We start from the raw sequence: 14,129 nt of genomic DNA, 5'->3' as shown, positions 1-14,129 counted from the left end.
GCTATCTCGCGTGCAGTACAAATTGATATTTTTCAGTGAGTTTCTTGAATATGTCATTAAAATATTCTTGCTCTGTACCATTCATTATTTCCGTCTGATCGTAATAAACGCTTTTATGTGAATGGGTGTTTATGACGTCTGCTACACCATCAACGTTTTCAACGCCTATCTGGTTTAAGGTGTGGCCTATTCTTCCTGTGCCAAGAAACGACGCAATATTCTCTAGAAGCTGCCTTAGTAAAGCAAAGTGGTAGGTGTACAGTTGCTCACCTCTCGCCTCTTCTAAGACCTGTAACAAATGCAAATGATAAAGAAAGACGCTTCGTCGTGGCACTTCAAGAGTCAAATCATTACCAACCCTCTTCAACATACGCAAACCTGTTAGGTTTTTGTAACGACCACTTTTCTCGCCTTTAGTAAGGCGATTGGCCAGAATAGAAAAAAGACCAATGTGGTGCGTAGTGATGATGATTTTCTTTTTTTCGTAATGTGTCTCGACCTGCTTAAACAATGTATCCGCAGTTATGAAAATGTTGTGTTCATCAAGACTGGAAACCGGGTCATCAATGAAGATATGCGCGTCTTGTTCGTTGGCCCATCCGTCAACCTCTAACAGCGCCAGATAGAAGCACCAAACAAATATACGTTCTTCGCCACGTGATATTTTGATAGGAGTATCTTTTTCGTCTTCCGCAAAAAAAGTAACCGATTCAATGCCATTCTCAATATTGTCGTATAGATTTAATTTGTAGCGATATTTAGGGCTATAGGCCGCAAGCTTTTCCATAATGAGATTTTCATTCTCATAAAAAAAACTATGGAATTTATTCAAGCTACTCGGCAGTATATTTAAATGAATATTAAGGCCATCATTGTCTTCATCGTTGTCCCAAACAAACAAATCCTCACTAAAGGCGTTGTAATACACGCCGGCATGCTGACCAGTGTCGTGATTTTTTGTCGCATTCTTGTAGGCAACTGATAGTTGAGTTTTTCCTGTTCCATTGAACGCGAAGATAAGAATAATGTTCTCGTTCATTTCAACCAATTGCTTTGCTATAGCTGGTAAATTCATGCCCCCACCTTATCCACAACGGGAAAGAGTTGCTGCATCAGGCCCTTTTTATGGGCTTTTAGTAAGTCTAGTTTTTTGCTATGCAACATGATCAGTGCATCGACGCTGGATAGACAATCGGCGATTTTCTTCTGCTCTTCAATAGACGGAATGGATATATAAAGAGCTTTAAAATACGGCAGCCCAATGGTCTTAATTGTGCTACCCACCGCAATGCTTTCAAGCGTGGGTTTTAAAATTTGCAATACATAATACAAAAACCAATTTGAAAGCTTCGATTCGTCACAAACCCATACTATAAAATGTTGACTTACAGCCATGTCCGAATGCAAGATTGCGCTTTTCCCGACACCTGCGTCACGACTGACAATCACCGTACCGGCAGGATGAAGAACCGCAGAAGAGTTTTTAAGACCCTCTTTAGAAATTTCAGTTTTTGTTGAATACAAATACCCGTTATCGAGCTTATTAGAGTCCGCAAGAGAGACCCACTTAATACCCCCGTTGTAGTAACCCGGCTGCTTTTTATCCGGTGTATGGCCAGAGCCTCTTTTTGCTAACTCTTCAACTCTTTGAGTCTTCCACTCTCCCGTATCCCCAAATTCAGGAAATCTAAGGCGAGGAACAGTTTCGCCTTTGCTGGGAAATAGTTTCTGCAATAGACCTTTTTTATGGTTCTTAAGGGCCTCGACTTTTTGGCTTTGAGCTCCAATCAGTGCGTCGATGCTGGATAGGCAATCGGCAATCTTTTGTTGCTCGGGGGACGTAGGGACGAAAAGTGGAAGATTTCTGAATGAATCCTTCGAGAGGTTAAATCGTGTGGAACCTTGTGCTTTCTTTGTGAAGTAGGCCCTAACCATGGGCTGCCTAAGCAAGTAGCCGGTGAACACTGGATTGGGGCGTTTGTTTTCGGAGAACCTAAATAGCGCGCAGAAGGAGTTGAGATAACAATTCTCCAATTCCTCCAGCAAGACACTCGACATGCCAACTTCACCGGGCGTCTCAGATGATATCGTGAAAAACACATCGCCACTGACAACTGCGTTTTGACTCTCGCCTTCTTGCACGTCAACAAACCTCAACGCCTTCGGATCCACGAATGTGTTAGAGAACACATTCATGTATGTAACGAATCGGGCTTCGCCAGCATCGAAGTCAGCCCCTGCTTTTCCAGTTAGCGAAGAAAAGAGTTCACCTTCATTTCCAAGCCTTTTCTCCTCCCACGCTCCTGCATCCCGAAACTCAGGAAAACGCAACTTCGGCACCAGCATTTTTTTCACATCCTTACTCATACGCAGTTAACCCCGAAATCTCGCGCCCTTGTGCCAATTTTTTCAACAATGGCAGCAGGTCTTCCATCAATGCCAACTCAGCCTTGGCGCGCTCTTTCCAGCCCAGTTCACGTGGCGCAAGCAAGTCGTTTAGTTTTTCGCCATCAAAGATCATACGCCCCATAATGCCGTCTACAAATGATTGCAACGCTGCGCTGTCCAGTTGGTGCATTGCTGCCATTTCGCTAATTGCTTTCGCGGATTTGGCAGATTTGAAGGCGTCGAAACCGGCGCGGATTTCTTTTTCATTCCGCACTTCGCCCGCTTTGAGCTGGTTGATGTAGGCGGTGATATCTTCGCGTTCGTCCATTAAGTTCGCGCTGGAAGCCAATAGACCAATTAACTGTTCGCGAGTCATTCTTTGTTTGGCATGTGGGTTTTGCGTGTACTGCGCAATCAGCCCCATGATGTAGTCATAGTCGATGACGCTAGAAGAAAACAGCACAAATTCAAAATCGAGTTGCTGGAGTTTATCGTCCGGCTCTTTGCTTTTGTCTTGCTTCTCTTTCAGCCGTTGCGCGGTTTCCAGGTACATGGCTTTGAAGGCGCGCAGGGTGTCATCGGTGATGACCGCCTCAATGCTGGTGCTTTGCTCTGCGCTTAAATCAGTGTATTGGTCGAGCTGGGTTTTCAGCCGCTGCACTTCTTTAAACAGGTTGATGAACTGGCCTCTCGCGTCGTCGCCTTTGAGGTTGTTCACTTCGGCGGGCGCGTAAGTCAGCCCCTGGCTTTGCATAAATTCTTGTAGCTTCGTGATAGCGGAATCGAGCTTTTCTATCACTACCGGCGCAGCATCTACTAACCAGTATTTTTTTGCGGATTCAAAATCACTGCCAGAGAACAATGCCACAGCGTCCTTGACCGCTTGTTCTTGTTGCCGAAAATCGAGAACATTGCCGTAGGGTTTGGTGTCGTTAAGAATGCGGTTGGTGCGCGAGAAGGCTTGAATCAAACCGTGATGTTTGAGGTTTTTATCCACATAAAGGGTGTTAAGATATTTTGAATCAAAACCAGTGAGCAGCATATCCACCACAATCATCACGTCGATCTTGTTGTGGTGGGCATAATCAGCATTAGTGTATTTGTGATCTTTAATGCGTTGCTGTACGTCCTGATAGTACAAATCAAATTCGTTGATGTTGTGATTGGCATTGTATTGCTCATTGTAGGCGGCGATGATGGCTTTCAACGCGGCTTTCTTTTCATCTGGCGCGACGGTGTTATCTTGCTTTTCTTGCGGCAAGTCTTCCTGCAATTGCTGCACGTCTTTATTGCCTTCGGCAGGCGGTGAAAACACGCAGGCGATATTCAACGGCTGGAAGCTATCATCGTCACGACAGCGTTTTGCCTGAATCTCGGTAAACAAACGATGGTATTCAATGGCGTGATTGATCGAGGCCGTGGCTAATACCGCGTTGAAGCGACGCGCATTAGTTGCAGCATCATGTTTGGCCAAAATTGCTTCGACCACAGCTTGCTGCGAAAGCGTATCGCCTGTTTTTGGCTTTACGTTGCCTTCCGGTTTGAAATAGTCGATATGAAAACGCAACACGTTGTTATCATCAATGGCGTTGGTGATGGTGTATGCGTGCAGTTGTTTTTCAAAAATATCGGCGGTAGTTTTGTAGGAGGCGTCTTTGCCGTCGATTTGTTTGTAGCTGGCGTTTTGTTCAAAAATGGGCGTGCCCGTAAAGCCGAATAGTTGGGCCTTGGGGAAAAATTCTTTAATGGCTTGATGGTTGTCGCCAAATTGTGAGCGATGGCATTCGTCAAAAATAAATACAATACGTTTATTGCTTAAAGGTTCTAGGCGTTCTTTGTAATTCTTTTTGTTATTACCATCGAGCGCGAGGCCGAGCTTTTGTATGGTGGTTACGATGACTTTATCGGAATAGTCTTCCGAAAGCATGCGCCGCACCAGCGTTTCGGTATTGGTGTTTTCTTCCACGCAGCCATCTTGAAATTTATTAAATTCCTCGCGGGTTTGACGATCCAGGTCTTTGCGATCGACCACAAACAAACACTTTTCGATATCGGGATTGTCTTTGAGTAAGGTTGAGGCCTTAAATGACGTAAGTGTTTTCCCGCTGCCTGTGGTATGCCAGATATAACCATTGCCACGGTTCTGATGGATGCAATCAACAATCGCTTTGACCGCATAAATTTGGTACGGGCGCATTACCAATAATTTTTGCTCGCTGGCGACCAGTACCATATAGCGGTTGATCATTTCTCCAAGCAGGCATTTGGCGAGGAATTTATCGGCAAATGCATCGAGCTGGGTGATTTTTTTGTTGTCTTCAGCGGCGAACTGATAAACCGGCAAAAAGCGTTCGTCCGCATTAAAACCAAAATGCTGATTGTGGTTGTTGGCGAAGTAGTAGGTATCGCTGTTGTTACTGACGATGAACAGCTGCATAAAGCACAGCAAGCTGTTCCCGTAACCATTGCCGGGGTCGTTCTTGTAATCGACGATCTGCTGCATAGCGCGGCGCGGACTCACTTGCAGGGTTTTAAGTTCGATCTGTACCACCGGCATACCGTTGATGAGCAGAATCACGTCATAACGGTGGTGGCTGTTGGCGGTATTGATACGCAGCTGGTTGATGACTTCGTAGTCGTTTTTACACCAGTCTTTGATATTGACCAGGGTGTATTGCAGCGGTGTTCCGTCTTCGCGTGTAAACGTATTGCGGGTGCGTAGGGTTTTGGATGCAATGAATACATCAGCGGTGACGATCTCGTCACGCAGGCGGGCGAATTCAGCATCGGTGAGGGTGACTTTGTTCAGTTCCTCAAATTTGGCGCGGAAGTTTTGTTCCAGCGCTTCACGGTCACGGATGTCCGGCCGATAGGTATATTTAAGATCTTTCAGCTTGCCGATCAAATCTTGTTCAATTTGGTTTTCTGTTGTTGTCATTGAGCAGACCTAATATTGTTGTGTGATTGAACTTCATTGCGAAATTCGAAATTCGAAATTTTCCGTCACGCCTATGCCTGCTGATCGTGGCCTGCGACTGTTTCGTCTGCGCCGCCGGTGCGAACCCATTCATTGACCTCCGAAAGCTGGAACTTCCAAAGACGCCCGATCTTGTGGGCTGGAAGCCCCTTTCGCTCCCGCCAGCGATAGACGGTATCTTTCACAACGCCCAAGTGCTCGGCTACTTGTTCGGCGGTCACCCACGGTTCGGCATTCATTGCATGGACCTTTGTTTCAATAGCGTAAAGTCGACTAAAATCGTTCACAGTCTACCAGATGAGTAGCCCATGCCGATAGTGACATATTGACCAGCCAGCCTGAACGTCCCTGGCGGCGTCCTGCGATGGTCAGTTTTTTGATCAGGTGCAAGGTCAAGCCAGGCTAGCGATAATGTTTACTAAATGCAATTAGTAAACGTTGTGGCTGCCGGTGCCACTCCTGCGATGTACGAAGCCCAAAGGGCTGGATAGAATGGTTTGAAAGTATTGCAATTATGCAATAATGAAACATTCCGAGGTGATCCGATGCGAGAAGGTCAAGCGAAGGTACTGAGCGAGCGGGAGCTGTCCCGCGTCGTCAACGTGGTGAAGAAGAAGGCGCACGCCAAGCGAAACGTCGCGTTACTCTACTGTTCGTTTGGCCTCGGCCTACGTGCGAAGGAAATGGCCGCGCTGCGCATCAAGCACGTGCTCGGCGTTGATGGCAACCTGCTCGATGAGATCAACCTCACCGGATCGATGACGAAGGGTAGCAAGCAGCGACATGTCTATGTGACGAACCCTAAAGTGGTCGCCGCGATGCGCGAATTCGTCGCCGAACGGCAGCAGCGTGAAGGTATCCTGTTCAACCTCGAAGCGCCGTTGTTCAAGTCGCAGAAAGGCAGCTCGTTTTCGCCGAACAGCTTGCAGCAGCTCTTCCATCGCATGTACGCGGACGCGAAATTGCAAGGTGCCTCCAGCCACAGCGGGCGGCGCACATTTGCAACAACCCTGATTGAAAAGGGTGTGGACATAAAGGCCGTGTCCACGCTGATGGGCCACTCGTCTATCGCTATGACAGCACAGTACGTCGAGGACAACCCTGTGCGGCTCAAGCAAATCTGCACAGACTTGTTCTAGCCGTGGGAAAATGCCCCGTCTACATCATACTGTCGCGACTACTTTCTACGCTGGAGTGAAATACCATGGCTACTCTAACCTCACTAATTCCTGACGTCGAAGTGCTTCTTGCACTTGCGCCGGAGGAATTAGCTGAAGTCGTATTGCAACTCGCTCAAGAGCGTAAGCAGAACAATGTAATCCACCAGCAATCTATCGCATCAGATATAACCGGTCATCCCACGACAAACGACGGATACCCTCAGACTCGTCGAAACGAAGCGGAGTTGGCTTTGGCAGAGGCATGGAACTGGCTACTGATAAACGGCCTTCTTGTACCTCAACCTGGCTCGAACGGAAATAACGGCTGGATGCTACTGAGTCGCCGCGCTCAGACCATTGTCGCAAACGCAAGCTTCACGACCTATGTCAGAAGCGTTGGATTTCCTAAGTCGCTGCTACACCCAACAATTGCTGATGAAGTTTGGCTAGATATCGTTCGGGGAGATTTGGAGACAGCCGTCTTTAAAGGTTTTCGCGCCGTTGAAATTGCAGTTCGGGAGGCTGGACATTTTGCCGACGCCGACGTTGGCACAGCATTAATGCGGAAGGCTTTCGATAAGACCACAGGACCACTTTCCGATCAAAACCAGCCAGAAGCAGAGCGAGAAGCGCTGGCGCACCTTTTTGCTGGCGCCATTGGCTCATATAAGAATCCGCATTCGCATCGTACAGTTACAATAAACGATCCTACTGACGCTCAGGAAATGGTCGTGCTAGCCAGCCATCTACTTCGGATCGTTGATAGCAGAAGGTGATCTGACGCCCATTTTTTTGTCCTTGTCAAACCGCCCCCTGAGCGTCGATTGCGCCGCGGCTGATATGTTCCTTCATCGCCCTGCCCTGATGCCCCTGAGAGGCTATAAACAAGCCGTACATATTTGTACAGCTTTTTACTCAGTTTCTGGCCGGGCTTCACGAAAAAAATCTATACAAGATCGCCCTTCGCCCATCCAAAATTCGAGGTGTACAAATTTGCAGCCGCCGCCGATACGATGATGTACACAAACACACTACTCATTCACCGAAAACATATGCAAATTTGTACAAGCCACTCGCCCGAGCCCGCCTTTGACCCGGTACATATTTGCATACGTTCCAGTAAGGCTTAATACACAAACACATTACACCCTCACTGAAAACATATGCAAAAATGTACAGCCATCAAGCAGCCAGAAGGTCTGGATATGTCTTGAAGTCCACTGCCGCCGCCAGCTCAGCAACCTGATCATAGTCGATGCAATACATGCTGGACGTTACTCCATTTACCATCACACGTTTCCTCTTTATCGCGACACCTACATGCTTCATGATCCCGTTGAAGACCTTCACCTTCGCCTCCGGCGCATCAGGCACCTTGAAGCTAGTGTCAAGGTAGCGATTCAAGTCTCTTAGATTTTTTGTGGCATATGCAGCGGCACGATTAATCTGCTCGTCAGTTATCACCCATTGAAGTTCACCAAGCTGCTCCTTGCGTCGTTTCGCGAGTGCACGGCCCTGTCGCGAGGAACTAGACACCCCTCCCATTGCTGCTGCGTACTCAGCCTCAACGAGTTTGCATTGCGCTGCATTCCGCAGAACATCGCCGGGCTCAATCTCCACGGTGTGAATTGCCCCGAGCAACAAGTCTCGCCGCTTTGTGTTGTGGCGATAGTCGGGAAAGGCACGATGCGTCCATTTGCTCTCACGCTCAACTCGGTCAGTTTTCAGCGCGTCGTCGTGCGAAAGTTCAAGCAGCTTGATATCTCGCAGGACACTACGAAGCTTCTTCGAGTCGTAGTCGATAATCTGCTGCAAGGTTAGGTCGCTCACGTTTTTCAAATCAAAGAGGTCAGCAATGGTGGCCTTCTTCAGTGATCGCTTCTCTATGTTGGTGAGCTTCGTGTGTGTAACCTTGCGAAGCTCATGCAATTCCTCTGCTGACAGCGATGGCGCTTCAAGAATTGCCACGTACTTCTTGTTCCCGTCAGGGTCTGCGGCAATCTTCAACATCTCCGCGCCTGCTTGCTTGATAGCGCTGTCTACCGGGACAAGCTCTACTGTCCACCCCTCTCCTTTCTTCAAACCGATGAACTGCCGCTGACGGTTATGCCGCCACTGCTCTTCACACCAAGCCAGCCTAGTAACGAAGTCCAGGTATAGCAACTCCCCTTCCGACAGCGTAGCGTCAGTCTGATTCAAACTGAGGGTTCGCGTTGCCAGCTCACGGGCCGCTGTGCCCTTGCGAATTGCGCTTTCGGACTGCAAGACACTGCGCTTGTCATCGTGAATCCAGACCTTTACACGCTTGGGAGACCGAACACGGCTGATAGCTTGATCGCAGTCCTGAAAGGTATAGACACCAGCATCGAACAGGCCGTAGACAGAGTCGAACCATTTAACGTCAATGCTCACGCCTGTGCTCAGCGTAGACGTAGCAATCAACACCTGATACTTCTTCGACTCGCCGTTAGGATCATCGAAGAACGCCTTGTGATTTCGCTCGTCGTTAGTATCGCCGTTCAACGAAAGCACTTTCACCGGGTTGCCGTCCTTATCATGGATGAACCGCAATAGCGATGTAAGCTTTTTCGCCAACACCTTCTTCCCGACAGGCACAAATACACGCTCGCCGGCCTCGATAGCCGCGATCATTTCAGCAATCAGATGATCCTTGTCCTCATATAGCTCGATGGTACGATCAGTCTTCCATTCGTTGATAATGGCCTTGGCCGCACGTACGTCAAACTGTCCCATCAGCATCGGGATCAGATGAAGGGTAAGCGTATCGCTCATGTCAGCATCGAGACAGATCACTTGCTTTGCTTCACGCAGAAGTCGAATCAAGATTTTGAAGATGAGGTTCCGCTTCGGCTTAGTGGTATCAGCCAAAAAATGGCGCAGAACCTGTTCGACTTCATCAATCACCAGCACGTCGTAGTGATGATGTTCGCGAATGAAATCCAAGCTATCCATGCTCACTGCATACCGATCTGTTGGTGAGCGCTCGTCCAGATAGCAAATGTGTCCAAGCTCACGGGCAAGCATTCTCTCCAAGGAGCGACGATGTCCAAGCTGAATTCGACGCCAGGTTGCGGGGAGCGAGTTCATGTATGGCACCAGCCATTGTGTTTTTCCCGTTCCCTTCGGCGACTTCACAAAGAGAACCTTAGCCTCGCTGAGTTCTTTGCTCATGTGGCGGATTGGAACACCGAGATAGCGGTCGTCCAAGTAGATGGCATCCTTGTGCTTATCTTCTTTCAGTTCCGCGTGCGCCTGATGCGACTCATTCAAGTTCTGCACGAGCGCGATCAGTTTGCCGGGGCCGCATTGTTCAGCATCTTGATGTATTGGTTTGATCATCATTGAGCATCGCCTTCACGCAGTTTTTTCCTAGCGAGGATTTCCGCGATGCCGTCAACGATGTCATCGCCTTTCGCACGCTCCATGTAAACCGTGCCACACTTCTTGCAGACTAAGAACGGAGTGCCACGTCCGGTGACGTTGACGAACTCACTCGGCTCTGGATCGTCATGAAATGGACAGCGCACGTTAGAAATTTTGTGAGTGATATCGCGTACGACGATATGGCTGTTAGCCGTTTCGATCACGTCCTCCGGCAGCAGCTTGCGCAACTGGCCGTGACTATTGAGCGGTTTAGCCACTGCGGTCATCGGCACAGCAACAGGCTTAGGCATGTCGCTGAACATGCGCCAGTCCAGAAACATCCCTTCGTGGTGCCAGCTTTGCGCAAGGTGACGACGCTCTTTGCCCACAACAGGCAAGATGAACATGCGGCCAATATCAGCCGTCGAAGGATCGGCACCCAAGTCAGTAGCCCATGACTCGATGACGGGCTGCAATTGAAGAAAGTCCGCGACTGGCATCGAAGTAGCCAGTGGCAGCACAATGCGTGCTTTGTCTTTGCCTTCTTCACGGTGGTTAAGCGTCGTATAGACCACATGCTCCCACTTGTTGAAGATTTCACGAAGCTGATCCAATGGACGGCCGCCGTCATAGTCGAGCACGAGCATGGTCATCTCTACCAAGTTCTCTGAGATGCGGCGAACGTGCGTGCGGCTGAAAAACTTGAGTGGCTTCCCTTCGCGGTCGTCACCTTTAACTACAGTCGGGTCTGACACGTCCTTGTATACCCAAGGGGAAAAAAGTGGCAGGTTAGATTTATGGCTGAGTGCGCTCGCGTGCGGCGCACTCAACATGGCCGCGATTTCGGGCCACAAAAGAGAGGTAGATTTGGCCTGATTGTCGGCCATTTGATGGAAAAAGGTGATGCCGATAGGCAGAGTGATGTACATGAAAACTCCGATGATGATGTAATGCGGAATCGTCAAGCTGTGATCCCGCTTCGCTATTAAAGTCGAGTTACCAGTTCGACTGAGGCACGCAACAACTATCCAGATATCGTTTCGATGGAGGTAACAACGCGAAGCGGCGATACCTAAAGAGTTGTCTTGTGCGCTCAGTCTATTTATATGCGTCCAACGTTCAATTACGCTTGGTTAGCACATCGCTGTTCTTCGACTAAAGGGCATTTATCAAAATCGTCTTCCGATTTGAATTCCAAGAACGTCCCCCATCCGTCATATTTGCCGCCTGCCTTGCGGGAAGCACGAGCGATTGGAATGGTATGCAAGATGATTTCACCTAAATTCGTAGCCCCCGTGTGTGTGAAGCTAATGCACACCTTGGCATCTTCTCCCTTCCTAGTACTAATGTTTGCGTATCCTTGTTCAAGCAGCCATTTGTGAAGCTGCGCGATATTCCCTTTGTTTGGGATGTACACGAAATGGTCTATTGACCTACTAACATGGAGCTGGTCGCCGTTCTTCGCCAACATTTTTACCACCGCGAAGTCACGAAGGACTAGGTTCAGTGTTTTGTGGTCTGTGCCCATTTTGCTTTCGCGCAAGGCGCTTTTCGCAACTTCGATATCGCGATCAGATAAAGTGATTTGCTTAACGACTTTTGTAGCTTTGCTCATGATTTTCCTAATATTTTTTGCGTGACAGTGCCTCATCAAAAAAGATGACATGCACTATCAATCCAAACGAAGATTGAAAACAGCTAGCCGGAGGGCAATTTGAACCAAGCCCTCGCGACTAACGAATCTTTGGAAACTTAGCTTGCGGTTGGCAGCAGCGCAGTAGTTACACGAATGTGTTGCGCAGCGTTCGCAACCAACTCGTCAACGACCGCCGGGGAGGCGACGTCTTCTGCGGAGTCTGCGATGTCGGCGACATCAGGAGCGGCAATAGCGGATGGCTCGACGGCTGAAGTTGCAGATTCAACCGGGGAAGGCACTGGTTTGGCGACGGGCGGGAACTTCGTGTTGGTCGCGTAGTAGATGCGAAAATCATCTGTCTTCTTCTTCTTGCTCAAGAAGCTAGGGCGTTTTCCTTTACCGTCCCACTCTTCTCCAGTCGTAGGATCGCGGAAGAAATAGTCAGGGCTGTAGTCTTTATCGACAATGGCCTGTTTATCTTTTGATGGCGGAAAAACTTCGTCCTTGGTAATACGAAACGTCGCAATAAGTTGATGCACCTGAGCGATAAACAGGGGACGATCAGCGTTCAGAGCGTCTTCATTCATTTTCAGCGACGCTTCAAGTTCTGCTTTCTTCGCGAGCAGATCAGCAACATTGGAGGAGGTAGGGATATTGAGTGCGAACATGAGGTAACTGCCTTTTCAAATTTAATGGTTAGGTTAAAAATGAAACTCCTTCGGCAGACGGTATGCAACTCGAAGACGAGCAAACACAACGTCGTACGAAATCGGAAGACCGGAGGTGTGGCAGCCTGGGAATATGCAGAGACGCGAACGGCAGTAGACGCCGTCTAATAGACTCTGTCAGATTTGCAGGCGAACTCCCACATCCGAAATACCGAATGAAAGAATTTCAGCCTGCCCCTTCCATCAAACTCAATGATGGTACCGCTCTGTGTCGGCCGTGTTACCCACGAGGCGCGGAGAGTGTCCGCAAAATCTGGCAGCGTAGTTGGGTTGAAGTACTTAACGCTGATGACACAATAACTGAAGGCAACAATCTTCGTCAATAGGTTGAAGAAAATTTCACGTTTGTTCTCGAAATCACTGCTACTCCGTAGTCGATAAATATCTGCATCCAGAATCATCACCGCCACTGGAGGCGAAGCGGAGCACGACATGAATATCAATAGCAATATGCCAACGAGCAGGGCAAGAGACGAAATCAACAAATCAGGGAGCGTGCCAAGAAAGCCAATCAGCCTTCTCGCACGAGACTGGCTGGCAAGGTACCTGCCACCAAAGATCGCGTTCGGCCTGCCACTCAACGCGCAGGCAGAGCTCTGGGAGCCGCAGACCAACTATGTGATCGACTGTACGCCAACGACCGACGCAATCTCGATGCCCCTAGCGCTGGCTTGGCATTTCGCCACCAAAGGAGGCCACGTAATATGGGTCGGTACTACCGTAGACTTGCGCCGTATGTCCGAACAGCTCATGTTCAAAATTGCTGGCGTCGAGCAACCTGCGGCAGACATGAGCGTTCAACTCGACGCCATCGCACAGTGTAAGCTAGCGTATGCACATAAACAGATCGGCAAACTGTGGATTGACTTCTGCAACGTTGATGATTGTGGCGATGACGATATTGAGCAGGTATTTTTGACTTCAGTATCGTCCTTCAAGCCAACGCTGATCGTAGTAGATGAGTCCATCTTCGATGATGCGAAGTTCAATTCATTTGAAGTGTTGGTTCGCCAAACTCATGCGTTGCGCATGATCGAGGAACTTCGTGGCACGAATCCGATGTGCAGCGTACTTTGGCATCTGCCAATGTCGAGTGTCGTTGACTGTCACAAGCAGTTGCCTGTCGTTGACTGTCACAATCAGTTGCCATCAGTGGCGCAGTCGTATCCGACTATCTATCTGAGCACTTCAGGGACCCCAGTAGCAAAAGCAGACCTTGCACTACCAGCCTAAGCTCTTGCGATCCCAGGTGAGCTTCTGGTGGACCCTCAATGCCGATAGGAACATGGCCCTGCCTGCTGACCGGCTACCTGTCTAGACTGGCAACATCCACGGTCAAATAGTGGCAAGGACATAGAAGCGGCACCAGACAAGTCGGATACCATATTCGGCCTTCTGCCGATCTGAGAAGGAACCATCGAACAATTCAGGCGTTGGTAGAAAGCTGGTAATCACCAACGCCTGAAAGACTTCCCGATATTCGTCAGCCGACAATCCGACCTTGAGATTTTCTCTGGCTTGCTTGGAGTACAGCGCATCAATGGAGCGCTTTGACACGATGCTGTAGCCAAAGAGAGTAAGCCGGTCACTGCTCCAGTTCAGGACATGCGCGCCGACCGTGCGATTGTAAAGCCGCCGCACAGCGAACAGCACGCGGTCTACTAACTTGATCTTCAAGCCAACGTCAATGACTGGCTTCGTGATCATCGAAACAGCAGACCGATCTGATTGCCGCTGCCGACACGACGCCCCAGCCACTCGAAGGTAAATCGCGAAGAAGCGCAGTAGTAGCCAAGCGGTGTTCCGTTTGGCGAGTACGCGACGATGTTTCCGTTGGGGCGGGATTCGGTGAAACC

The 14,129-nt window shown here is 49.1% G+C and carries 12 protein-coding genes; 3 read left to right on the top strand and 9 right to left on the bottom strand.

Annotated elements, in window-relative coordinates:
* Position 1 precedes the first annotated feature (1 nt).
* From AC1RDJ_RS04780 to AC1RDJ_RS04765, 4 genes are all read right to left on the bottom strand, one after another.
* On the bottom strand, positions 2-1,075 hold the full coding sequence (locus AC1RDJ_RS04780; protein ID WP_493026651.1) for an AAA family ATPase: 1,074 nt from the start codon (positions 1,073-1,075) through the stop codon (positions 2-4).
* Positions 1,072-2,346, bottom strand: coding sequence for a restriction endonuclease subunit S (locus AC1RDJ_RS04775; protein ID WP_493027142.1), 1,275 nt, complete (start codon positions 2,344-2,346; stop codon positions 1,072-1,074). The genes AC1RDJ_RS04780 and AC1RDJ_RS04775 overlap by 4 nt, the downstream gene beginning before the upstream one ends.
* Before the next feature lie 13 nt (positions 2,347-2,359).
* Positions 2,360-5,326, bottom strand: a complete 2,967-nt coding sequence (locus AC1RDJ_RS04770; RefSeq protein WP_493026650.1) for a type I restriction endonuclease subunit R — start codon at positions 5,324-5,326, stop codon at positions 2,360-2,362.
* Between the two features lie 71 nt (positions 5,327-5,397).
* The gene (locus AC1RDJ_RS04765) at positions 5,398-5,604 is read right to left on the bottom strand and encodes a helix-turn-helix domain-containing protein (protein WP_493026649.1); all 207 of its coding nucleotides are present in this window, start codon (positions 5,602-5,604) and stop codon (positions 5,398-5,400) included.
* A gap of 258 nt (positions 5,605-5,862) precedes the next feature.
* Here AC1RDJ_RS04765 and AC1RDJ_RS04760 point away from each other — a divergent pair, with 258 nt between their 5' ends.
* Together AC1RDJ_RS04760 and AC1RDJ_RS04755 are read left to right on the top strand one after the other, a co-directional pair.
* On the top strand, positions 5,863-6,504 hold the full coding sequence (locus AC1RDJ_RS04760) for a tyrosine-type recombinase/integrase (RefSeq protein ID WP_493026648.1): 642 nt from the start codon (positions 5,863-5,865) through the stop codon (positions 6,502-6,504).
* 65 nt (positions 6,505-6,569) lie between these two features.
* Positions 6,570-7,301: a TIGR02391 family protein gene (locus AC1RDJ_RS04755; RefSeq protein ID WP_493026647.1), complete on the top strand. Its 732-nt coding sequence runs from the start codon at positions 6,570-6,572 to the stop codon at positions 7,299-7,301.
* 406 nt (positions 7,302-7,707) lie between these two features.
* Here AC1RDJ_RS04755 and AC1RDJ_RS04750 read toward each other — a convergent pair whose 3' ends face one another.
* The 4 genes from AC1RDJ_RS04750 to AC1RDJ_RS04735 all read right to left on the bottom strand — a co-directional run bounded on the left by AC1RDJ_RS04750 (position 7,708) and on the right by AC1RDJ_RS04735 (position 12,213).
* Positions 7,708-9,888 (bottom strand): plasmid replication protein, CyRepA1 family, encoded by a 2,181-nt coding sequence (locus tag AC1RDJ_RS04750; protein WP_493026646.1) that lies wholly within the window; start codon positions 9,886-9,888, stop codon positions 7,708-7,710.
* The gene (locus tag AC1RDJ_RS04745; protein ID WP_493026645.1) at positions 9,885-10,874 is read right to left on the bottom strand and encodes a hypothetical protein; all 990 of its coding nucleotides are present in this window, start codon (positions 10,872-10,874) and stop codon (positions 9,885-9,887) included. Before AC1RDJ_RS04745 ends, AC1RDJ_RS04750 begins: the two co-directional genes overlap by 4 nt.
* 158 nt (positions 10,875-11,032) lie before the next feature.
* Positions 11,033-11,524, bottom strand: coding sequence for a ribonuclease E inhibitor RraB (locus AC1RDJ_RS04740; RefSeq protein WP_493026644.1), 492 nt, complete (start codon positions 11,522-11,524; stop codon positions 11,033-11,035).
* Between the two features lie 137 nt (positions 11,525-11,661).
* The gene (locus tag AC1RDJ_RS04735) at positions 11,662-12,213 is read right to left on the bottom strand and encodes a hypothetical protein (RefSeq protein ID WP_493026643.1); all 552 of its coding nucleotides are present in this window, start codon (positions 12,211-12,213) and stop codon (positions 11,662-11,664) included.
* A 492-nt stretch (positions 12,214-12,705) separates the two neighbouring features.
* On the opposite strand from AC1RDJ_RS04735, the gene AC1RDJ_RS04730 reads away from it, so the two are divergent.
* Positions 12,706-13,506 (top strand): hypothetical protein, encoded by an 801-nt coding sequence (locus AC1RDJ_RS04730; RefSeq protein ID WP_493026642.1) that lies wholly within the window; start codon positions 12,706-12,708, stop codon positions 13,504-13,506.
* Positions 13,507-13,608: 102 nt separating this feature from the next.
* Here AC1RDJ_RS04730 and AC1RDJ_RS04725 read toward each other — a convergent pair whose 3' ends face one another.
* Positions 13,609-13,980: a hypothetical protein gene (locus AC1RDJ_RS04725; RefSeq protein WP_493026641.1), complete on the bottom strand. Its 372-nt coding sequence runs from the start codon at positions 13,978-13,980 to the stop codon at positions 13,609-13,611.
* Between the last annotated feature and the right edge of the window lie 149 nt (positions 13,981-14,129).

Source organism: Janthinobacterium sp. GW822-FHT07H10, assembly GCF_058798675.1.
Note: the sequence above shows the minus strand (reverse complement) of the source record. Positions and strands in the feature narration are given on the sequence as shown.